We start from the raw sequence: 21,200 nt of genomic DNA, 5'->3' as shown, positions 1-21,200 counted from the left end.
CGCCATGCGCCTTCGTCTGATTCCCCTGCTCTTTCTTGCTCTGGCCTTCCCCGGTGTTGGCCAGGCGCAGACCCAGGCCTTCGATGGCCAGGTCAGCCGTGATGGCGTGACCCTGTACTACCAGGATGCCAGTGGTGCCCTGGCGGCACCGGTGCGCAAGCGCATCATCGACACGTTCTACTTCGCTTACCTGCGCGAGCGGGCGGACTTCCGCCCGACGGCGCCGAACGAAGTGCGCATCGTGATCGATCCGGCCTACAACGGCGTGGCCTACGTGGGTGACAAGGACAAGGCCAGCACGATCACCATCAATCCGGGCTGGCTGCTGAAGCACCCCGATGACATCGACCTGGTGACCCACGAGGCGATGCACATCGTGCAGGGCTACCCCAGCTACGGCGACAAGCGCGTGCCGGGCTGGCTGGTGGAAGGCATTGCCGATTACGCGCGCGACCGCTACGGCATGAACAACACCGCCGCCGGCTGGGCGTTGCCGGTGAAGGTGGAAAAGGGCCAGACCGTGGAAAGCGGCTACCGGGTGACCGGTGCGTTCCTGAAGTGGGCCGAGGGCGAGCACCCGGGGCTGGTGCTGGCGCTGGACAAGGCGCTGCGCGACGGACGCTACGTGCCCACGCTGTGGCAGAAGGAAACCGGCAAGACCCTGCCGGTGTTGTGGGCGCAGTACGCCAAGCCACGCAGCGACGCCCCGCCACCGGCCCCGGCGCGCCGCGGCCGACGCTGAGGGCGGTAGCGCCAGGCCATGCCTGGCGGAATCCCTGATCTACCGCGCTGCGCGCTCGCCGGGCATGGCCCGGCGCTACCCGGTCCGGGTCTGCGCTTTGCGCAAACAAAAACGCGCCCCGTAGGGCGCGTTTCTGCCGCTGTCGCTGGAAAGAAGGCTTACGCCTTCTTTTCCGCTTCCAGCTGCTTACGGATCTGTGCATCCACCGCGGCGATGGCGGTCATGTTCAGGATCCGGCGCGAGGTCGCGCTGGTGGTCAGGATGTGCACCGGCTTGTTCACGCCCATCAGGATCGGGCCGATCGCCACGCCATCGGTGAACACGCGCACCAGGTTGTAGGCGATGTTGGCCGCTTCCAGGTTCGGCAGCACGAACAGGTTGGCGCGGCCCTGCAGGGTGGAGCCCGGCAGCAGCTTCTGGCGCAGCGCTTCATCCCACGCGGTGTCGCCCTGCATTTCGCCGTCCACGTTCAGGCGCGGGTTGCGCTTGAGCAGCATCTCGCGGACCTGGCGCATCTTCAGTGCGTCCTTGGAATCGTGGCTGCCGAAGTTGGAGTGCGACAGCAGCGCCACCTTCGGCTCGATGCCGAACAGCTTCATGCGGTAGGCCGCCTGCAGCGTGGCTTCGGTGATCTGCTCGGCGGTCGGGTCTTCCTGCACGTGGGTGTCCACGAAGAAGAACACGCCCTGCTGGTTGATCACGCCGGTCATGGCCGAGGTCGAGGTGACCTTCGATTCCAGCGGCAGCACGCTGCGCACGTAACCCAGCTTCTTGTGGAAGCGGCCGACGATGCCGGTCAGCATGGCATCGGCTTCACCACGGGCAACCATCACCGCGGCGATCAGGGTCGGGCGCGAACGCATCAGGTTCTTTGCCGCGGCCACGGTCACGCCGCGGCGGCCGGTCAGGCCGTGGTAGTACTGCCAGTATTCGTTGAAGCGCGGATCATCGTTGATGTTGGTGATCTCGATGTTCTCGCCCACCTTCAGGCGCAGGCCCAGGCGTTCGATGCGCGCTTCGATCACGTCCGGGCGGCCGATCAGGATCGGGTGCGCCAGACCTTCGTCGACCACGTTCTGCACCGCCTGCAGCACCACTTCCTCTTCGCCTTCGGCGTACACCACGCGCTGCTTGTCGGCGCGGGCGCGGTCGTAGACCGGCTTCATCATCAGGCTGGTGCGGTAGACGAACTGCGACAGCTTCTGCCGGTAGGCATCCATGTCGGCGATCGGGCGCGCGGCCACGCCCGAATCCATCGCGGCCTGGGCCACGGCGGCGGACAGTTCCACCAGCAGGCGGCGGTCGAACGGACGCGGGATCAGGTATTCACGGCCGAAGCTCGGTGCATCGCCGCCGTAGGCCGACCCCATGTCGGTGGCCGCACGGCGGGCCAGCGCGGCGATGGCGCGCACGCAGGCGATCTTCATTTCCTCGTTGATCGCGGTGGCGCCCACGTCCAGCGCGCCGCGGAACAGGTACGGGAAGCACAGCACGTTGTTGACCTGGTTCGGGTAATCCGAACGGCCGGTGCCGATGATCGCGTCCGGGCGGGCGGCACGCGCCTCTTCCGGCATGATTTCCGGGGTCGGGTTGGCCAGCGCGAAGATGACCGGGTCCGGCGCCATGGTCTTGACCATCTCGGCGGTCAGGATGCCCGGGGCCGACAGGCCCAGGAAGATATCGGCGCCGTTGACGATCTCGGCCAGGGTGCGCTTGTCGGTGTCGCGCGCATAGCGCTGCTTTTCCGGGTCCAGATCGGTACGGCCGGTGTGGATCACGCCCTCGCGGTCGAAGGCCAGGATGTTTTCCGGCTTCAGGCCCAGCTGCACCAGCATGTTCACGCAGGAAATGCCGGCCGCGCCCATGCCCGTGGTCGCCAGCTTCACTTCCTCGATCTTCTTGCCGGTGATGGCCATGGCGTTCAGCACGGCGGCGCCGACGATGATCGCGGTGCCGTGCTGGTCGTCATGGAACACCGGAATCTTCATGCGCTCGCGCAGCTTGCGCTCGACCACGAAGCATTCCGGGGCCTTGATGTCTTCCAGGTTGATGCCGCCGAAGGTCGGTTCCAGCGAGGCGATGATGTCGACCAGCTTGTCCGGATCGGTTTCGTCCACTTCGATGTCGAACACATCGATGCCGGCGAACTTCTGGAACAGCACGCCCTTGCCTTCCATCACCGGCTTGCCGGCCAGTGGGCCGATGTTGCCCAGACCCAGCACGGCGGTGCCGTTGGAAATGACCGCGACCAGGTTGCCGCGGGCGGTGAGTTCGCTGGCCTGCTGCGGATCGGCCTTGATGGCTTCGCAGGCATAGGCCACGCCCGGGGAATAGGCCAACGACAGATCACGCTGGGTCAGCATCGGCTTGGTCGCAGCGACGCGGATCTTGCCCGGCGGCGACATGCGGTGGTAATCGAGGGCGGCCTGTTTGAAATCTTCGTTGGACATCGATGTGGGTTACATGAATGGGCAAGAGGGACAGGGGATGATACCCCCGTTGGAGTGGCTGGACCTGTCGCTATCCTGTCGCAGCCATGCTGCGACCGCACAATTCCGTGCCGTATGCAACGATCCGGGTCCAGCGTGGGCGCCCTTGATGACAGCCAAGCGACGCCCTGAAACGCTGCGGGGCCGTGCCACTGTCGTGACCGGCCCCGCAGTACCACACACCTGGCGTCAGCCCTTGGCCGGCAGGGCCTCGGTCAGCACCGGGGCCACCGCATCGACCGGCGGCGGCAGCTCGCTTTCGCGGCCGTCCAGCGCCAGCTTCAGGCGGTCACGGTCCAGCGCGCCTTCCCAGCGCGACACCACCACGGTGGCCACCGCATTGCCGATGAAGTTGGTCAGCGAGCGGCATTCGCTCATGAAGCGGTCCACGCCCAGGATCAGTGCCATGCCGGCCACCGGCACTTCCGGCACCACGGCCAGGGTGGCGGCCAGGGTGATGAAGCCGGCACCGGTGACGCCGGCCGCGCCCTTGGAGCTGAGCATGGCGACCAGCAGCAGGGCGATCTGGTGGCCCAGGGTCAGTTCGGTGTTGGTGGCCTGGGCGATGAACAGCGCCGCCAGGGTCATGTAGATGTTGGTGCCGTCCAGGTTGAACGAATAGCCGGTGGGCACCACCAGGCCGACCACCGACTTGCTGCAGCCGGCGCGTTCCATCTTTTCCATCAGCGACGGCAGCGCCGATTCGGACGAGGACGTGCCCAGCACCAGCAGCAGCTCGGCCTTCAGGTAACGGGCCAGCTTGAACACCGAGAACCCGCAGAGGCGGCAGACCACGCCCAGGATGACGGCCACGAACAGGAAGGCGGTGAGATAGAACGAACCCACCAGCCAGGCCAGGTTGACCAGCGAGCCGACGCCGTACTTGCCGATGGTGAAGGCGATGGCACCGAAGGCACCGATCGGGGCGGCCTTCATCAGGATGTGCACCAGCTTGAACACCGGGGCGACCAGCGCTTCCAGGAAATTCACGATCGGCTTGCCCTTTTCGCCCACCGAGGCCAGCGCGATGCCGAACAGCACGGCCACGAACAGCACCTGCAGGATGTTGCCATCGACGAAGGCGCTGATCAGCGTCTTCGGAATGATGTCCATCAGGAAGCCGACCAGGGTCAGGTCATGCGACTTCTCCACATAGCTGTGCACCGCGGTCTGGTCCAGCTCGGCCGGGTTGATGTTCATGCCCGCGCCGGGCTGCACCACGTGCGCCACGATCATGCCCACGATCAGGGCCAGGGTGGAGAAGAACAGGAAATACGCCATCGCCTTGGCGAATACGCGGCCCACCGTGCGCAGGTGGGTCATGCCGGCGATGCCGGTGACGATGGTCAGGAAGATGACCGGCGCGATGATCATCTTCACCAGGTTGATGAAGGCATCGCCCAGCGGCTTCATTTTCTCGCCGATCAGCGGCTCGTAATGGCCCAGGACGGCGCCCAGGACGATCGCCACGATCACCTGGAAGTACAGCTGGCGGTAGAGCGGCAACGGCTTGCTGGGCACCGGTGCGGTGGTCGGGATGTGCATGGCGGACTCCGGAAGGGGCGGTTCTGGCGCATACGGTTCCCGCCGTGGCGGGACCGTCTCCGTGGATCTGGGCGCGGCCCGGCTGCGAGCGCCGGCGCGACCAATGGACGCCTTTGTACGCGCCGGGCACGCCGGCGCAGATAACCTATTGGTACTAGCCCCCCGGTTCAGGTGGCTGCGGTGCCTACACTGGCACCGTACCGACGCCCCCGGGGACGCCGGTGGCCCGAGCTGAACGGTCGGGCACGTTCCCGCGCAAGTTCCGGCCATCGCGGCCGTTGTTGTCCTGTCCACACGCAATCTGAGAGAGCCGCACCACCCATGCGCCCGATTCCCACCTTGCTGGCCCTGTCGCTGGCCGCACTGCCCGCCTTCGCCTCCGCCGCCGATTTCGACAACTGGCCGACCAAGTACACCTTCGGCGACGGCACCGAACTGGCCGCCACGGCCAACATCGCCTACGACTACAACGATTTTTCCTCGGCCAGCGGCATCGAGGATGACGATGCGGTGCGCCGCAAGGAGTTCGGCGCGACCCTGAAGAAGAAGGGCGTGTACGACGCGATGGTCTACTACGACTTCCAGGCCGACACCTGGCTGGACGTGTTCGTGCGCTTTGAAAGCAAGGCGTTCTTCGGCCGCGACGTGGGTCGTTTCCGCTTCGGCTACATGAAGACCCCGGTCGGCCTGGATGCCAACACCTCCTCGCGCGCCGGCAGCTTCCTGGAAACCGCGTTGCCGGTGCAGGCGTTCTACGCCGGCCGCCGCACCGGTGTGGAATGGGTGCTGGAGCGCCCGCAGTACCTGCTGCAGGCCGGCGCGTACGGCGGCAAGGATCTGCAGGGTGACAACCCGGGCACCACCCAGGCCGTGCGTGCCGTGTGGACCCCGGTGAAGGCACCGGGCGACGTGGTCCACCTGGGCCTGGCCTATTCGCAGGAAAACCCGCGCGGCTACCACGATGGCCGCGACGTGCACCACGAAGCCAGCGCGCGCCTGCGTGCCCGCCCGGAAGCCGGCCTGACCGATATCCGCCTGGTCGATTCGGGTGCGCTGGTCACTGCCGACCAGATCCGCCGCACCGGCCTGGAAGGTATCTGGATCCGTGGCCCGTTCTCGCTGCAGGCCGAAGCCCTGCAGGCCACGGTGACCCGCAAGGGCCTGCCCGACTACACCGGCAATGGCCAGTACGCGATGGCCAGCTGGGTGCTGACCGGCGAATCGCGCCCGTACAACGCCGGCGCGGTGGCCAACATCAAGCCCGCCCACGATTACGGCGCGGTGGAACTGCTGGCCCGCTACAGCCGCCTGGACCTGGACGATGGCAGCATCCTGGGCGGCCGCCAGCACGACCTGACCATTGGTGCGAACTGGTACCTGACCAGCCACTTCAAGTTCCAGGCCAACTACGTGAAGGTCGACGCCAGCCGTCGCGGCGTGCACAGCACCCCGGAAATCTTCGAACTGCGCGCGCAGATGCACTTCTGATCCGTTCCCCGGCACTTCCTTCCACAGTGCCTGCGGCGGGCGTGCTCCCCACGCCCGCCGCCCCTGCGTAGACTGCCGCCATGTACTGGCTCAGCCGCCACCGCCTGCTGTTGCTGACCCTGCTGGTGATGATCGGCGGTACGGTGCTGTGCGCGGTCGCGGCCGGCCACTACGCCTGGCGCCGCGCGCTGGCCACCGAAAGCGCCCAGGTGCAGCGCCAGCTGCAGTTGTATGGGCAGGGCCTGCAACAGCGCATCGACCGCTTCGGCACATTGCCGCAGGTGATGGCCCTGGACCCGGACCTGCTGCAGGCCCTGCAGGCGCCGCTGTCGGCAACCGAGCGGCAGCGCCTGAACCTGAAGCTGCAGCGCGCCAACCAGGTCACCCGTACTTCCACGCTCACCCTGGTCGGCCGCGACGGCGTGGCCGTGGCCGCCAGCAACTGGAGCGAACCGGCCAGCAACGTGGGCGAGGACTACAGCTACCGCCCGTACTACCAGCAGGCGATGGCCCACGGCCGCGGCCGCTTCTACGGCATCGGCATGACCACCAACGTGCCGGGCTATTTCATGTCCGAAGCGATCGTGGATGCACACGGCCAGCGCATCGGCGTGATCGTGATCAAGATCGAGCTGTCGGCGCTGGAACAGGAATGGCTGAGCAGCCCCGACGTGGTGCTGGCCAGCGACAACCACGATGTGGTGTTCCTGGCCAACCGCGATGCCTGGCGCTACCGCCTGCTGCGCCCGCTGGGCGCGAGCGAGCGCCGCGAAATGCTGGCCGCGCGCCAGTACGCCGACCGTTCGCTGCAGCCGCTGCGGGTGCGTACCGAAGACGTACTGGCCGATGGCGGGCGCATGGTGCGCCTGCTGGACCCGGCGCTGGCCACGCCGATGCTGTGGCAGAGCCTGGCGCTGGAGGACGAAGACTGGAGCCTGCACCTGCTGCACGATGCAAGTGCTGCGGGCAGTGCCGGCCGCGGTGCAGCCATTGCCGGTGCCGCCGCCTGGCTGGCGCTGGGCTTCCTGGTGCTGTTCGTGCAGCAGCGCCGGCGCTTGTCCAAGCACCGCCAGCGCAGCCGCCGCGAACTGGAAACACTGCTGAAGCAGCACGCGCAGGAACTGCGCACCGCCCAGGATGGCCTGCTGCAGGCAGCCACCGATGCCGACAGCGGGCTCAGTCGCAGCCTGGAACACCTGCCGCAGGGCGTGGTGGTGATCGACCGCGAACAGCGCCTGGTGGCCTGGAATTCGCGCTACGTCGAACTGTTCCGCTTCCCGGCGGGGCTGGTGCGGGTGGGCCGGCCAATCGAAGAACTGTTCCGCTTCAATGCGCGCCGCGGCCTGCTCGGCCCGGGGCCGATCGACGAGGCCATCGAGCGCCGCCTGAACCACCTGCGCAGCGGCCGCCCGCACATGCGCGAAAGCGAGAAAGACGACGGCACCGTGCTTGAGATCCGCGGCAATCCCCTGCCCGACGGCGGCTTCGTCACCAGCTACGCGGACATCACCAGCTACAAGAACGCCGCGCGCGAGCTGCGCTCGCTGGCCGACGCGCTGGAACACCGCGTGGCCGAACGCACCCACGATCTGGACGAAGCGCGCCGCGAGGCCGAGCAGGCCAACCGCTACAAGACCCGCTTCGTGGCCTCGGCCGTGCATGACCTGCTGCAGCCGTTGAATGCCGCGCGCATGTTCGTGTCGGTGCTGCGCGGCCGCTTGAGCGGTGATGCACGCGAACTGAGCGAACACGTGGATGCGGCCCTGGCCGCGCAGGACGCCATCCTCAACAGCCTGCTGGATATTTCGCGACTGGAATCGCGTGCGCTGCAGACGCGGGTACGCGCGTTCGCGCTGTCGCCGCTGCTGGAAACCCTGGCCCGTGAATTCGGCATGGTCGCGCAGAGCCGTGGCCTGCACCTGCACTGGGTGGATACGCGCGCCATCGTGGTGAGCGATGAAGCGCTGCTGCGCCGCATCCTGCAGAACTTCCTGTCCAACGCGCTGCGCTACACCCCGCGCGGGCGCGTGCTGATCGGCTGCCGGCGCGTGGGCGAGCATCTGCGCATCGAAGTGCACGACCAGGGCCCGGGCATTCCGGAAAGCCTGCAGGGTGAGATCTTCGAGGAATTCCGCCGCTTGAACGATGGCGTGGAACAGGAACGCGGCGCCGGCCTGGGCCTGGCGATCGTCGAGCGCATCGGCCGCCTGCTCGGCCACCGCATCAGCCTGCGTTCCACCCTGGGCAAGGGCAGCGTGTTCGCGGTCAGCGTACCGCTGGGGCAGGCCGAAGACGTGGCGGTGCCGGCCCCCGCGCCGGTGGTGGCCGCCGAGCTGACCGACGACAGCCCGCTACGGCAGTGCCGGGTGTGGAGCATCGACGACGACCCGCGCGTCTGCGCCGCCACCCGCGCCCTGCTGGAGCGCTGGGGCTGCAACGTGGAGCTGGCCGACGGCCCGCAGGGCGCCCTGGAAATCGCCAGCGCGCTGAACGTGCCGCAGCTGCTGTTGCTGGACGTGCGCATGGGCCAGTGGCACGGCCCGGATCTGTACGAAGCGCTATGCAGACTGTGGCAGGCGCGGCCACCGGCGATCCTGGTGACCGCCGAGCGCGATGAAGCCCTGAAGGCACATGCGGCCGAACAAGGCTGGGGCTTCCTGCCCAAGCCGGTGCGGCCCCCCGCCCTGCGCGCGTTGATGACCCAACTGTTGCTGCGCCATCGGGGGTAGAGTCGAGCTTGCTCGACTGCTTTGCCTACAATCGGCGGTCATTGCAACGTTTGAAGGATGGATCGTGCCGAAATCCCCCAAGGCCGAGCGCCCCGCTGATCTGTTTGCCGCCGCATGGGCCGCCGACACGCAGGCCACCGCGGCCTTTCTCGCCGCAGGCGCGGATGTACACGCGGTGGATGCGTTTGGCTTCACCGCGCTGGAACGGGCCGCGTCCAGCCAGGACCGCGCGCCGATGGAACACACGCTCGCCACGCTGCGTCTGCTGGTCGATGCCGGCAGTCCGCTGGAGCACGTGGGCGCGGGTGGACGCACGGCGCTGTTCCTGGCGGCAGAATTCTCGCCAGACGGGCCCGAGGCAGTGCAACTGCTGCTGGACGCCGGCGCACAGCCGGATGTCCGCGACGCGCATGGCAACCACATCGTGGAAAACGCCTGGTCGCCGCAGGTGAAATCCCTGCTGTCCGCCCTGACCGGCCACGTTGTCCCCCCGGTGGTCGTGCGCAAGCCGGACCGGAAGATGTCCGCTGCGGCATGGAAGCTGGCGCAGGCGAAGATCGAGGCAGCGTTTGCCATCCTGGAATCGGCAGGCATCGTCACCACCCGCGGATGCGGCGATACCCGCGACGACGCTGCCGACGACACCAACGAACTGTTCTGGCGCCGCGGTGGAACAGAAGCAGGCCTGAAGGGTTTCTGCTTCTATTCCGGCGATGACATGAAGCGCGCCAAGCGCACCAGTGATCTATCCATTGGCTTCTGGGGCCCGCCCGACAGCGCGGCCATGGAGCGCATCGGCCAGGCCATCGTCGATGCCTTCGCCAGCGTCGGCCTGCCTGCCGAATGGGACGGCACCGAACGCATGCGGCCCAGCATCGACCTGCGGTCGCTCAGCGCCTGACGGGCGTAGAGTCGAGCTTGCTCGACTGCTTCGCCTCGTAGAGTCGAGCTTGCTCGACTGCCGTTGCCACCCCAGTCGAGCAAGCTCGACTCTACAAAAGCGGCTGATCAATCATCCTTGCGGCCGAAGGCAGGCCCACCGGACCCGCAAAGCGGAAAGGGTCAGATCCCGCCCGCGTCGCCTTCCGGCTCCAGCGCCTTCACCAGCACGGCAGCCTGGGTGCGGCTGTGGCATTCGAGCTTCTTCAGGATGGCGGTCACATGCACTTTCACAGTGTTTTCGGCCAGGCCCAGTTCGTAGGCAATCTGCTTGTTCAGCAGGCCATCGGCCAGGCACAGCAGCACGCGGAACTGCTGCGGGGTGAGCTGGGCCAGGCGTGCGGCCAGCAGGGCGTCGGATTCGCTGCGCTCCGGCGCCATCGCCGGGAACCACAGGCTGCCGTCCAGTACCGCCTGCACCGCTTCGCCGATGGTTTCGGCCGGGGCGGACTTGGGAATGAAACCGGCGGCGCCGAACTGCTGGGCGCGGCGGATCACCCGCGGGTGGTCGTTGGAAGACAGGATGACCACCGGGATGTCCGGGTGTGAGCCACGTACGTGCAACAGCGCGGAAAAGCCATGCGCGCCGGGCATGGTCAGGTCCAGCAGCACCAGGTCCACATCCGGTTGGGCGTCGAGCGCCTGTGCCAGTGCATCGGCACTGGCCACTTCGCGCACCTGGGCCAGCGGCAGGCTCTGCCGCAACGACTGCACCACCGCCGAACGCAGCAGCGGATGGTCATCGGCGATCAGGATGGTGTATTCGCTCATGGGGCCATTGTACGGGCACTGCCGCGCATCCGCCGGGCATGTCCCGGCGCGCCCAAGGGCTCAGCGCCCGGCCGGTTCCACGCTGCTGCGCCAGGCATCCAGGAACTGGCGGCGCTTCAGCGCATCCAGGTAGACCAGCAGCCCCGGGCCAAGCTGGATCGGGCGGCGACTGCGGCCGGGCGCATCGTCGCTGCGCGTGTTGCCGGTCACGATCGGCATCAGCCGCGCCTCGCGTGACAGCACCTGCTGGCCACGCGGCGACAGCAGGTAATCGAGGAAGCGCCCGGCCTCTTCCGGGTGCGCGCCGGTGCGCGGAATCACTGCCGTGCGCAGCACCACCAGGGTGTAGTCCTCGGGTTCCACGATGGCCAGCGGCGCGCCGGCATCGATGCGCGCCTGCGCATACGAGCCCAGCACGTTGTAGACCAGCGACAACTGGCCACTGGCCACCTGGTCCAGCAGCACGCCGGTGCGTTCTTCACGCACCACCGCGTTGTCGCCGAGCGCGCCCAGCAGCGCGCCGGCGATGCTGCCACGCTGCGCATCCTGGGTGGCCAGCAGGTAGCCCACGCTGCTGCGTTCGATATCGTAGGTACCGACCTTGCCACGCAGCGGCAGGCCCTCGGCACGCAGCAGGTCCAGCAGTTGCCGGCGCGTGCGCGGCGCCTTGGCCGCCGGCAATGCACGCGTGTTGTAGACCATCACCACCGGTTCGTAGCTGATACCGAAGGCCTCGCTGCGCCATTGCGCCCAGGCCGGCAGTGCACCGGTCTGCGCCGAGCGGTGCGGCACCGCGTGGCCATCGTTCACCAGCTTGGTCTGCAGGTCCATGCCGCTGGAAATCAGCAGGTCCGGCGAATCCGGGCCGCTGCGGTCGTGCAGGTAACGCGCGTACAGGTCCTGGGTGATGATGTCTTCGTAGACCACCGTGGTACCGGGGTGCAGACGCTGGTAATCGGCGATGACCTCGGCAAACACTTCGATATCGGTGGTGCCGTGGATGCGCAGCTGCGCGGTCGCCGCGCCCTGCGCGGGAAAGCGCCGTACATCGCCGGGCGCAGCCAGTACGGGGGTAGCCAACAACAGCGCCAGCGCGGCGGCGAACAGGCGGATCATGCGGTACTCCGGGGCAGGCGGATGGTGGCCACCAGGCCGCCCTGGGGGCGGTTGCTGAGGTCGATGTGGCCGTTGTGGCTGTCCACCACGCGCTTGACGATGGCCAGGCCCAGGCCGGCGCCGCCGGCCGCCGCGCCCTCGCCACGCGCAAAGCGTTCGAACACGCGTCCGGCATCGGCTGCGGCGATGCCGGGACCATGGTCGGCAATGGTCAGCACGGCCTGCCCGCCTTCCACGGTCAGCGCGATCTGCAGCGCGCCGTCACCACCGTACTTCAACGCGTTGTCGACCAGGTTCTTGATGGCCTCGCGCAGCAGCAGTGCATCGCCCTGTACCTGCACCGGTTCGGCGGTCATGGCCAACTGCACGCGTGGCGCCGGCCCGGCTTGCGGAAGCGCTTCGTGCAGGGCCTGGTGCACGGTCTCGGCCAGGTCCACGGCCGCAAAGCGCTGCAGGTGCGAGCGATGGATCACGCTGGCGTCGCTCAGCAGCTGGTTCAGCAGGCGGCTCATGTGGGTGGCATTGCGTTCGATCGCAAGCAGGCTGCGGCGCATGTCCTGCGGATCGTCGTCGTCCAGCGCCAATTGTGCCTGCGCGCGCAGCGCCGCCAGCGGGGTGCGCATCTGGTGCGCGGCCTCGGCCATGAACGCGCGCAGCGTTTCGTTGCTGCTGGACAGGCGCTCCATGAAGCGGTTCAGGGCAGCGACCATCTGGTCCATTTCGCGCGGTACGCGCGCATCCAGCGGCTTCAGGTCGGACGGCTCGCGCCGCGACAGCTCGCGTTCCACACGCACCAGCGGCCGGAACGCACGGTGCACGCCGAAGGCCACCAGGGCCAGCAGCAGGCCGGACAACACGCCGATGGCCAGCAGGGCGCGGTTGACCATGTCCTGCGCCAGCGCTTCGCGCGCACGCCGGGTCTGGCCCACCTGCACCTGCACATCGCCCTGCGCAGACGCCGCCGCGAAACTGCGGCTGACCACCACGAAGCGCACGGTCTCGCCGCTGTAGGCGGCGTCGAACAACTGCGGCTGCAGGCCCGGGCGGCGCGGCGGCGCGGGCAGGTCACCGTAGCCGGTGATCAGGTTGCCGCGGCTGTCGGTCAGCCGGTAGAACACGCGGTCTTCGGCGGCCATCGACAGCAGGTCCAGCGCGGCATAGGGCAGGTCCACCTGCCATTGGCCATCGACCAGCGCCACCGAATCGGCAATCGACAGCGCCGAGGACACCAGCAGGTGATCGTAGGAACGGTTGGCGGCGCGCTGGCCGTAATCACGTGCGGCGAACAACAGCGCCACCGCGAACACCGCCAGCAATCCGCCCAGGTACAGCAGCAGGGTGCGCCGCAGGGAACCCGGCGCCGTGGCGCGCCGCTCAGCCATCGCCGTCATTGCCGCCGTCGGTGGGTTCCAGCAGATAGCCCACGCCGCGCACGGTGGTGATGCGCACCGGTGCGTCGGCCAGCTTCCTGCGCAGGCGCCCCACGTAGAGCTCGATGGCGTTCGGGCCGGCCTCGTCGTCGAAGCCGAACAGGCCGTTGCCGATCTCGTCCTTGCCCACCACCTGGCCCATGCGGCCCACCAGGATTTCCAGCAGGCGGTATTCGCGATTGGGCAGTTCGATCGGTTCCCCGTCCAGGGTGACGCGATGAGCGGCGTTGTCGAACTGGAAGCCGCCCACCTGCACCACTTCGCTGGCCTGGCCGCGCGCGCGGCGCAGCAGCACGCGGCAACGCGCTTCGAATTCGCGGAAATCGAAGGGTTTGCCCAGGTAGTCGTCGGCGCCCACGTCGAGCGCCTGTACGCGGTCTTCGATGCCATCGCGCGCGGTCAGCATCAGCACCGGGGTGCTGTCGCCGCGTTCGCGCATGCCGGCCAGCACACGCAGGCCATCCAGCTTGGGCAGGCCGATATCCAGCACCACCAGATCGAAGCTCTGGTAGCGCAGCACGCTGGCGGCGGCCAGGCCGTCGGCCTGCCAGTCCACGGCATGCCCACTGCGACGCATGCGGCGGATGATGGCATCGGCCAGGTCCGGGTTGTCTTCGACCAGCAGCAGGCGCATCGGCGGGAACAGAGGGACGCGGGGGGGAAGCGAATGCTACCGCGTGCGGCGCGATGGCGTGTGGCGGGTGCATTCCGCCGGGCATGGCCCGGCGCTACCGGGGGCGCGGCGGCCGCGTTTACGCTGCACCGCACAAACCGCTGACAGGACGATGACAGCTACCGCAACCCAGACTGCGGCCGCGCACCATCCGGTGCCCACGATTGCCGCGCGCCTGGCGCGCACCTGGGAGGGTTTGTGGAATTGAAGTTTGCCTGGCAGCGCCCCGCCGCCATGATGGCCCTGGCTGCGCTGGCCGCGCCGGCCTTTGCTGAGGACGACCGGCCGGTCACCGCCACCGTCGGCGGCCGCCTGCACCTGGATTTCGCCACGTTCGACAACGACGACCGCGGCACCCCGAACAAGGACGACACCGAAGTACGCCGCGCTTGGCTGGATGTGTCGGGCAAGTTCTTCGTGGTCGATTACAAGATGGAAGCGGACTTTTCCGGCGACCGCGTGGAGGCCAAGGACGTCTACCTGAGCCGCGGCTTCGGCAGCGCCGGCCGCCTGACCGTGGGCCAGTTCAAGCAGTACTTCTCGCTGGACGACCGCACCGGTTCCAACTACGGCAGCTTCCTGGAGCGTGGCAACGCCGGCACCACGCTGGCGCCGCTGTACCGCCTGGGCGCGTCCTGGCAGGCCAATCCGGGCGATTTCACCTGGGCGGCCAGCGTCTACAGCCTGGAAAGCATCGACGCCTGGCAGGTGAAGGGCCGCGCCGCCGGTGGTCGCGTGACCTGGGCCCCGGCCCCCCGCGATGGCGACGTGCTGCACCTGGGCCTGTCGCTGGCCCGCGAGGCCTACGACAACCCTGGCGCAAGCGGTGCCCCTGGGCTGAAGATCCGCCCGCGCCCGGCCGGCCACCTGTCCGATGAAAGCCGCCTGACCCTGGTCGACTTCTCCGCCGGCCGCGATACCGACGTCAACAAGTGGTCGCTGGAATACGCGCAGGTGCGCGGCCCGCTGTCCTGGCAGGGCGAATTCAGTGGCGCCACGTTCGATGACGGTGCGCAGCGCGGCGACGTGATGGCGGCCTACGGCATGCTGAGCTGGTTCGTGACCGGCGAAAGCCGTGCCTACGACCGCAAGACCGGCCGCTTCGCCCGCGTGAAGGACATCCGCCACAAGGCCGGCGCCTTCGAAGTGGCGCTGCGCTACGACCAGATGTGGGGCGCACAGCACCTGGATGGCGCGCCGGACCTGCGCCGCGGCAGCACCGAAGCCTGGACGCTGGGCGGTAACTGGTACCTGCGCGACAACCTGCGCTTCATGTTGAACGTGATCGAGAGCCGCAACCGCGACCGCCTGGCCGGCGTCACGGTGGACCGCACGCGCGCGGTCACCGGCCGCCTGCAGTTCGACTTCTAAGCCTCCCCCTTCCCCTCCCCTTCCCCACGTCCTGTCTTCACTAGGAGTCCGCAGATGATGCTGAGCATCCTCGGCTTTGGCATGGTCATTACGTTCATGTACTTGATCATGAGCAAACGACTGTCGCCGCTGGTCGCCCTGATCACCATTCCGATCATCTTCGCCCTGCTGGGCGGCTTCGGTGCCAACATCGACGAAATGATGCTGGAAGGCATCAAGAAGATCGCACCCACCGGCGTGATGCTGATGTTCGCCATCCTGTACTTCGGGGTGATGATCGATGCGGGCCTGTTCGATCCGCTGGTGCGGGTGATCCTGCGCTTCGTGAAGGGCGATCCGATGAAGATCGTGCTTGGCACTGCGGTGCTGGCCATGCTGATCTCGCTCGATGGCGATGGCTCGACCACCTACATGATCACCGTGTCGGCCATGCTGCCGCTGTACCAGCGCCTGGGCATGAGCGCGCTGAACATGACCTGCGTGACCATCCTGGCCGGCGGCGTGATGAACCTGACCCCATGGGGCGGGCCCACCGCACGTGCCGCCACCGCGCTGCACGTGGACCCGGCCGATGTGTTCGTGCCGCTCATTCCGTCGATGGTGATCGCCTGCGCCGGTGTGCTGGTGCTGGCCTGGTACCTGGGCATGAAGGAACGCCGTCGCCTGGGCGTGGTCACCCTGCCGCAGGGTGGCAGCTGGATGGACAGCACGGTGTCGGACGACAACACGGCACTGCCGTCGGTGGAAGACGCCGAGGACATCAAGCGACCGAAGCTGCTGTGGGTGAACCTGGCCCTGACCCTGGCGCTGATGACCGCGCTGATCATCGGCGTGCTGCCGATGCCGGTGCTGTTCATGGTCGGCTTCGCCATTGCCCTGGTCATCAACTACCCGAACCTGGCCGAGCAGCGCCGCCGCGTGGTCAACCATGCCGGCAACGTGCTGTCGGTGGTATCGCTGATCTTCGCCGCGGGCATCTTCACCGGCATCCTGAACAACACCGGCATGGTCGAGGCGATGTCGCACAGCTTCCTGGCGATCATTCCCGATGCCTGGGGCCCGTACCTGGCGGTGATTACCGCGCTGGCCTCGATGCCGTTCACCTTCTTCATGTCCAACGACGCCTTCTACTTCGGCGTGCTGCCGATCCTGTCCGAGGCCGCCGGCAACTACGGCATCACCCCGGTGGAAATGGCCCGCGCGTCGCTGGCCGGGCAGCCGGTGCACCTGCTCAGTCCGCTGGTGCCGTCCACCTACCTGCTGGTGGGCCTGGCCAAGGTTGAATTCGCCGACCACCAGAAGTTCACGCTGAAGTGGGCGATCGCCATCTCGCTGCTGTTGATGGCCGGTGGCCTGCTGTTTGCCCTGTATCCCCTCGCCGCCTGATCCACGTACCAGGGAGTTTTCTGCAATGACGCTTCGAATTGCATATGTCACCAGCGGCATGGGCAGCGTGGGTACTGCCATCTGCCAGGGCCTGGCCCGTTCCGGCCACACCGTGGTGGCCGGTTGCGCACCGAACTCGCCGCGCAAGGCCAACTGGCTGCGCGAACAGCGCGAACAGGGCTTTGATTTCATCGCATCGGAAGGCAACGCCACCGATTGGGCCTCCACCAGCGCTGCGTTTGCCAAGGTGCGCGCCGAAGTGGGCGAGGTCGATGTGCTGGTGAACAATTCCGGCGGCAGCCGCGACCTGCTGTTCCGGCAGATGACCGTAGAGGACTGGAACGCGGTGATCGCCTCCAACCTCAACGCGCTGTTCAACCTGACCAAGCAGGTGGTCGATGGCATGGCCACGCGCGGCTGGGGCCGCATCATCAACATCGGTTCGGTCAGCGCGCACAAGGGGCAGATCGGCCAGGTGAACTACGCCACGGCCAAGGCCGCCATGCACGGTTTCAGCCGGGCGTTGGCCGCCGAAGTGGCCTCGCGCGGGGTCACTGTGAACACCTTGTCGCCCGGCTACATCGCCAGCCAGGCGATCAGCAGTTTCCCGCCGGATGTACTGGACCGGCTGGCCGCCTCGGTGCCGGTACGCCGCCTGGGCCGCCCGGAGGAAGTGGCCGGGCTGGTGGGCTGGCTGGCATCGGACGAGGCTTCGTACGTGACCGGCGCCGATTACGCGGTCAATGGTGGGTTATACATGGGCTGACCCCCACGCGTTGCAGTAGATCCACGCCATGCGTGGATGCTCGGTCGCCCCTGGGGTCAGAGCCCTTTCGCATGCGAAAGGGCTCTGACCCCGATGCGCTCCGCGGTCTATCCGCGCGACTGCGCGAGTGCGCCAGCCACCTCCTCCGGCAGGCCGGAGATGAAATCCACCTCGTCGGACTCCTCCACGATCTGGCCGTCGCGCGGCAACCACATCGCCTCGGGAATCGCGCGCAGCACCGGCCGGCCGGGCCAACGGGCCGGGAAGCGCGGCCGGTTCTGCGCCAGGTCGAAGCCCAGGCCCTGGTCAGCGTAGCCGCCCTCGGCCAGCCGTTGTTCGATGCCACGCAGCACCGCGGCGGTGTGGCGGTGCGATGCAGGCACATCGTCGACCGTGGCAAACGGCACGTACCAGGACGCCCCCAGGTTCCAGTACAGCGCCAGTGCGCTGGATGCGGCCAACGACGGCTGTTCAAGCAGCCATTGCAGCGCATCGGACAGGGTGTGGGTGTCGGCGAACAGCATCAGCTGATGGCGCTGCTGCGGCGTGGCCTGCTGGAGGAACGAGACGAGCAGCGGCCAGCCCGGATCCGACGCGGTTGCTACGGGTGAGAGTGCTGGGGGCACGACCTCCGCCCAGATATCGACATCACCTGCGGTGGCATCACCGAGTGCCGGGCCGCGTTCGGGTTCAAACGCCGCGGCCAGATCGTGCAACTGCTGCGCGATAAGGAACGGCAGGCCATCGTCGTACGCATCATCGACCGCCTCGGCAAACGGATCGAAGTCCAGCCCATGGTCGGCGTAGAAGCCATCGAGGCACCGCTGCTCGATGCGACGGACCAGCGCGTACGCCGCCTGCTCGTGGCCAGGCACCTCGCTGGCGTCTGCGTACTGGACGAACCGGCCTGCGCCCAGCGATGCGTGCATCAGCAGTGCCGTGGCACGGTCCAGATCGCGTTGCTCTGCCAGCCAGGCCAGCACGTCGGGGCTGTCATCGTAGTTGCGCCGTGCAACATAGATGTGGCGCTGTTCGGGCGAGGCGGTGCGCAGGTAGTCCTGCAGCAGGCGACTGCAGGCCGTGTGGTACTCGTCGGGGGTCACGTGGGGTGTCCGTTGCTCAGTGCCCGTGCAGTCTAGCGGTCCCTTGCACCGGGGTCAGAGCCTTTCGCAGGCGAAAGGGATCCGACCCCGGCCGTGCCCCGAATCGGGGTCAGATCCCTTTCGCGCGCGAAAGGGCTCTGACCCCATCGCATCAGAACTCGGCGGCGACGGTCATGAACACCTGGCGCGGTGCGCTGGCGTGGATCGCGTAGCGCGTGCCGTTCGGGTCGGTGGGTGCGAACGAACTCAACTGGCCGGCGTAGCGCTTGTTGGTCAGGTTGGTGGCGTTCAACGAAACACGCACGTTGCGCAGGCCCAGCCCCGGGCCGAAGTCATAGCCGGCGCCGGCATCGAAGGTGGTCACGCCCGGCACCGACTGGTCGTTGGTGTAGGTGTAGTAGCGCTTGCCGGTGTACTTGGCGCGCAGGCTGGCGAAGAAGCCATCGCGGTTCCAGCTGATCTCGCTGGACGCCATGCGCTGCGGCGTGTCCACGGTGATCTTGCCGGCCACCGGCACGATCGCACCGCCGGAGGTGTAGTCATCCTCGTAGGTGGTCTTGTTCCAGGACAGCGCGTTGTACCACTGCAGGCCATCGATGGGCTTGAGGATGAAGGTCAGCTCGGCACCATGGCTCTTCACCGAACCGACGTTGATGAAGCGCGTCACGCACTCGGGGCGCGTGCCGACTTCGATGCTCGAGCACGGATTCAACGACAGCAGGCGGTTGTCGAACTTCACGTTGTAGGCGGCGATGGAGGCCTGGTACTTCTCACCGAACGTACGGAAGCCGGCTTCCAGACTCTTGGACTTTTCCGGCTCCAGGCCGGCGCTGGCCGCGAACGATTCCGGCGACACCTGCAGCGGGCCGCCGCTGCCACCGCCCACGAACGCGGCGATGTTTTCCGCGTACGAAGCGAACAGCTCGTTGTTGGCGTTGAGCTTGAAGCCCACGCCCAGCTGCGGCAGCACCGATTCCTTGGCGGTGAGCGTGCCGGAGGCGATGCTGGTTTCCACGCCGCCCTTGGCGGTGGCGCGCATGCGGGTGTTCGGGCTCTTCAGGCCCACGTCCACGGTCAGGCGCTGGTCGAGGAAGCGCATGCGGTCCTGCACGTAGAACTGCTGCGTGCGGATATCGAAATCCTGGTTGAACAGCAGGCGGTCGGGGTTCTGCAGGTACAGATCGTCCAGGAACGGCCCGCTGATGTAGTAGAAATTGCGCGACACGTTATGGTCGTTCTGCTCGTACCACAGGCCGGCTTCCAGCTCGTGGATGCCCACCGTCCACGACAGCGCGGCGGTCAGGCCATCGCGGTTGATGGTGTAGTTGGTGCTGCGGATCGAGATCGGCAGCATGCGGTCGGTGCCCGGGTACGACGGCTGGCCCGGCGCCCACCAGTGGCCCTGGCCACGGTTGTCGTGGTGGTAGGCCATCAGCTTCAGGCGGCCCTGCTCGCCCAGGCGAAGATCGGCATCGACCGAGTACAGATTGTCATCGCGCAGCGCGCGGCTCTGGTAGTAGGCATCGTCGATGCTGTTGACGCCACCACTGAAAGCGCACTTGGCCGGATCTCGAGTGCCCGGCGCGCAATAGGCTGCGGCGACAGCACGGTCCCAGTCCGGTGCGTAGATGTTCCAGTCCCAGCCCAGGCCACGCGCCAGCATGTCCTTGGACAGGTAGGCATAGTTGGCCTGGCTGGCGCGCGAGGTCGCCACGAACGCACCGAAGCGATGGTCGCCCACGTTCCATACGGCTTTGGCATTGAACTGGCGGGTGGTCTGGTTCTGGTACGGCGCGGCCCACATGTCCTGGTCCTGGTGCACGCCGGACACGTAGGCCGAGAAGCCGTTGATATCGCCGGTATCCACGCGCAGGTAGCCGCGGCGCTGGTTGTCATCACCCACGGTGATGCTGGCGCGCCCACCGAATTCGGTGGACGGGTCCATCGAGAAGTACTGGATGGTGCCGCCCAGGTTGCTGGTGGAGGCCACGCCCAGCGAGCCGATGCCCTGCGACAGTTCAGCGCCGGCCAGGTTTTCGGCAATGATCGCGCGGGCGATGCTCAGGCCGTTGTAGTTGCCGTAGCTGTTGTCGCCCAGTGGAATGCCATCGAGCGTGTAGCCCAGGCGGCTCTTGTCAAAGCCGCGCAGGCTGATGGTCTGCGATTCTTCATTGGCGCCGAACGCATCGTTGGATTGCACCGATACGCCCGGCAGGCGGTCGAGGATCTTCTGGCCGCTGGTGCCCGGCGGCAGCACCTGCTTGTCGACGGCGGTGATGCGCTGCACCTGGCGGGTTTCGCCCTGGCCGATCACGGAAACGGTATCCAGCGTCTGCGCGCTCAGCGCGGCATCGGTGCTGGCGTCGGCAGTTTCGGCGGCATGGGTGCTGGCGGCGGCGGAGAGGGCGATCGCCACGGCAATCGTCAGGTATCGGGTCTGCATGTGAGTCCATTGCATGGGGGAAGACCGGCGCGTCTGCGCGCGGCGCGCCGCCACTATGCGAATGGAAGATGAAAGGTTGTTTACGAAGCGGCGCGCGTGCTGCGGGCGGTGACGCGCGTCTCGTTTGTGGGTGTGGGTGTGGGTGTGTCGGCAGGGCTGCCGCCCTGCACCTGCTCACTGCAACGTCAAAAGCGTGCATTCGGTGGGAG

15 protein-coding genes are annotated in these 21,200 nt (G+C 67.3%); 7 read left to right on the top strand and 8 right to left on the bottom strand.

The genetic code is table 11. The features are described 5' to 3' along the window. The first annotated feature begins 4 nt into the window (after positions 1-4). Positions 5-742 (top strand): basic secretory protein-like protein, encoded by a 738-nt coding sequence (locus tag G4G00_RS07150; RefSeq protein WP_164272134.1) that lies wholly within the window; start codon positions 5-7, stop codon positions 740-742. Between the two features lie 158 nt (positions 743-900). Here the strand turns inward: G4G00_RS07150 and G4G00_RS07145 are convergent, their stop codons facing one another. Together G4G00_RS07145 and G4G00_RS07140 are read right to left on the bottom strand one after the other, a co-directional pair. Then, entirely contained in the window at positions 901-3,192 is a 2,292-nt protein-coding gene (locus G4G00_RS07145; protein WP_108754096.1) for an NADP-dependent malic enzyme, read from the bottom strand. Positions 3,193-3,420: 228 nt separating this feature from the next. Then, entirely contained in the window at positions 3,421-4,776 is a 1,356-nt protein-coding gene (locus tag G4G00_RS07140; protein WP_108754097.1) for a dicarboxylate/amino acid:cation symporter, read from the bottom strand. Positions 4,777-5,097: 321 nt separating this feature from the next. Here G4G00_RS07140 and G4G00_RS07135 point away from each other — a divergent pair, with 321 nt between their 5' ends. From G4G00_RS07135 to G4G00_RS07125, 3 genes are all read left to right on the top strand, one after another. Next, entirely contained in the window at positions 5,098-6,264 is a 1,167-nt protein-coding gene (locus G4G00_RS07135; RefSeq protein WP_108754098.1) for a porin, read from the top strand. Between the two features lie 80 nt (positions 6,265-6,344). Further along, positions 6,345-8,993 carry a PAS-domain containing protein gene (locus tag G4G00_RS07130; RefSeq protein WP_164272131.1) on the top strand — a complete coding sequence of 883 codons (2,649 nt, stop codon included), beginning with the start codon at positions 6,345-6,347 and terminating at the stop codon, positions 8,991-8,993. A 64-nt stretch (positions 8,994-9,057) separates the two neighbouring features. After that, a complete protein-coding gene (locus G4G00_RS07125) occupies positions 9,058-9,894 on the top strand; it encodes an ankyrin repeat domain-containing protein (RefSeq protein ID WP_164272128.1) in 837 nt (278 codons plus the stop codon). A gap of 161 nt (positions 9,895-10,055) precedes the next feature. Here the strand turns inward: G4G00_RS07125 and G4G00_RS07120 are convergent, their stop codons facing one another. The 4 genes from G4G00_RS07120 to G4G00_RS07105 are packed head-to-tail and all read right to left on the bottom strand — an operon-like array spanning position 10,056 to position 13,883. Continuing rightward, positions 10,056-10,703 carry a response regulator transcription factor gene (locus G4G00_RS07120; protein WP_108754101.1) on the bottom strand — a complete coding sequence of 216 codons (648 nt, stop codon included), beginning with the start codon at positions 10,701-10,703 and terminating at the stop codon, positions 10,056-10,058. 60 nt (positions 10,704-10,763) lie between these two features. Then, positions 10,764-11,819: an ABC transporter substrate-binding protein gene (locus G4G00_RS07115; RefSeq protein ID WP_164272125.1), complete on the bottom strand. Its 1,056-nt coding sequence runs from the start codon at positions 11,817-11,819 to the stop codon at positions 10,764-10,766. Then, positions 11,816-13,201, bottom strand: a complete 1,386-nt coding sequence (locus tag G4G00_RS07110; RefSeq protein ID WP_164272226.1) for a sensor histidine kinase — start codon at positions 13,199-13,201, stop codon at positions 11,816-11,818. The genes G4G00_RS07115 and G4G00_RS07110 overlap by 4 nt, the downstream gene beginning before the upstream one ends. After that, the gene (locus tag G4G00_RS07105; RefSeq protein ID WP_108751623.1) at positions 13,194-13,883 is read right to left on the bottom strand and encodes a response regulator transcription factor; all 690 of its coding nucleotides are present in this window, start codon (positions 13,881-13,883) and stop codon (positions 13,194-13,196) included. The genes G4G00_RS07110 and G4G00_RS07105 overlap by 8 nt, the downstream gene beginning before the upstream one ends. A 273-nt stretch (positions 13,884-14,156) precedes the next feature. On the opposite strand from G4G00_RS07105, the gene G4G00_RS07100 reads away from it, so the two are divergent. The 3 genes from G4G00_RS07100 to phbB are packed head-to-tail and all read left to right on the top strand — an operon-like array spanning position 14,157 to position 17,445. Continuing rightward, entirely contained in the window at positions 14,157-15,293 is a 1,137-nt protein-coding gene (locus G4G00_RS07100; protein ID WP_164272223.1) for a porin, read from the top strand. A gap of 57 nt (positions 15,294-15,350) precedes the next feature. After that, positions 15,351-16,679, top strand: a complete 1,329-nt coding sequence (locus G4G00_RS07095) for a CitMHS family transporter (protein WP_108754875.1) — start codon at positions 15,351-15,353, stop codon at positions 16,677-16,679. 25 nt (positions 16,680-16,704) lie between these two features. Beyond that, complete coding sequence (gene phbB / locus G4G00_RS07090; protein WP_108762854.1) at positions 16,705-17,445, top strand: acetoacetyl-CoA reductase; 741 nt, start codon at positions 16,705-16,707, stop codon at positions 17,443-17,445. Between the two features lie 107 nt (positions 17,446-17,552). On the opposite strand, the gene G4G00_RS07085 is transcribed toward phbB, so the two are convergent. Together G4G00_RS07085 and G4G00_RS07080 are read right to left on the bottom strand one after the other, a co-directional pair. Next, the gene (locus tag G4G00_RS07085; protein WP_164272122.1) at positions 17,553-18,548 is read right to left on the bottom strand and encodes a DUF4274 domain-containing protein; all 996 of its coding nucleotides are present in this window, start codon (positions 18,546-18,548) and stop codon (positions 17,553-17,555) included. A 151-nt stretch (positions 18,549-18,699) separates the two neighbouring features. Beyond that, entirely contained in the window at positions 18,700-20,991 is a 2,292-nt protein-coding gene (locus G4G00_RS07080; RefSeq protein WP_164272119.1) for a TonB-dependent receptor, read from the bottom strand. Between the last annotated feature and the right edge of the window lie 209 nt (positions 20,992-21,200).

The sequence above is a fragment of the Stenotrophomonas sp. B1-1 genome (genome assembly GCF_010894375.1).
Lineage (GTDB): Bacteria > Pseudomonadota > Gammaproteobacteria > Xanthomonadales > Xanthomonadaceae > Stenotrophomonas.
Note: the sequence above shows the minus strand (reverse complement) of the source record. Positions and strands in the feature narration are given on the sequence as shown.

Excerpts from the sequence above, each read along its gene's own strand:
- G4G00_RS07150 (WP_164272134.1), top strand. The coding sequence starts at position 5 with ATGCGCCTTCGTCTGATTCCCCTGCTCTTTCTTGCTCTGGCCTTCCCC.
- G4G00_RS07145 (WP_108754096.1), bottom strand. The coding sequence starts at position 3,192 with ATGTCCAACGAAGATTTCAAACAGGCCGCCCTCGATTACCACCGCATG.
- G4G00_RS07140 (WP_108754097.1), bottom strand. The coding sequence starts at position 4,776 with ATGCACATCCCGACCACCGCACCGGTGCCCAGCAAGCCGTTGCCGCTC.
- G4G00_RS07135 (WP_108754098.1), top strand. The coding sequence starts at position 5,098 with ATGCGCCCGATTCCCACCTTGCTGGCCCTGTCGCTGGCCGCACTGCCC.
- G4G00_RS07130 (WP_164272131.1), top strand. The coding sequence starts at position 6,345 with ATGTACTGGCTCAGCCGCCACCGCCTGCTGTTGCTGACCCTGCTGGTG.
- G4G00_RS07120 (WP_108754101.1), bottom strand. The coding sequence starts at position 10,703 with ATGAGCGAATACACCATCCTGATCGCCGATGACCATCCGCTGCTGCGT.
- G4G00_RS07115 (WP_164272125.1), bottom strand. The coding sequence starts at position 11,819 with ATGATCCGCCTGTTCGCCGCCGCGCTGGCGCTGTTGTTGGCTACCCCC.
- G4G00_RS07110 (WP_164272226.1), bottom strand. The coding sequence starts at position 13,201 with ATGGCTGAGCGGCGCGCCACGGCGCCGGGTTCCCTGCGGCGCACCCTG.
- G4G00_RS07105 (WP_108751623.1), bottom strand. The coding sequence starts at position 13,883 with ATGCGCCTGCTGCTGGTCGAAGACAACCCGGACCTGGCCGATGCCATC.
- G4G00_RS07100 (WP_164272223.1), top strand. The coding sequence starts at position 14,157 with ATGATGGCCCTGGCTGCGCTGGCCGCGCCGGCCTTTGCTGAGGACGAC.
- G4G00_RS07095 (WP_108754875.1), top strand. The coding sequence starts at position 15,351 with ATGCTGAGCATCCTCGGCTTTGGCATGGTCATTACGTTCATGTACTTG.
- phbB (WP_108762854.1), top strand. The coding sequence starts at position 16,705 with ATGACGCTTCGAATTGCATATGTCACCAGCGGCATGGGCAGCGTGGGT.
- G4G00_RS07080 (WP_164272119.1), bottom strand. The coding sequence starts at position 20,991 with ATGCAGACCCGATACCTGACGATTGCCGTGGCGATCGCCCTCTCCGCC.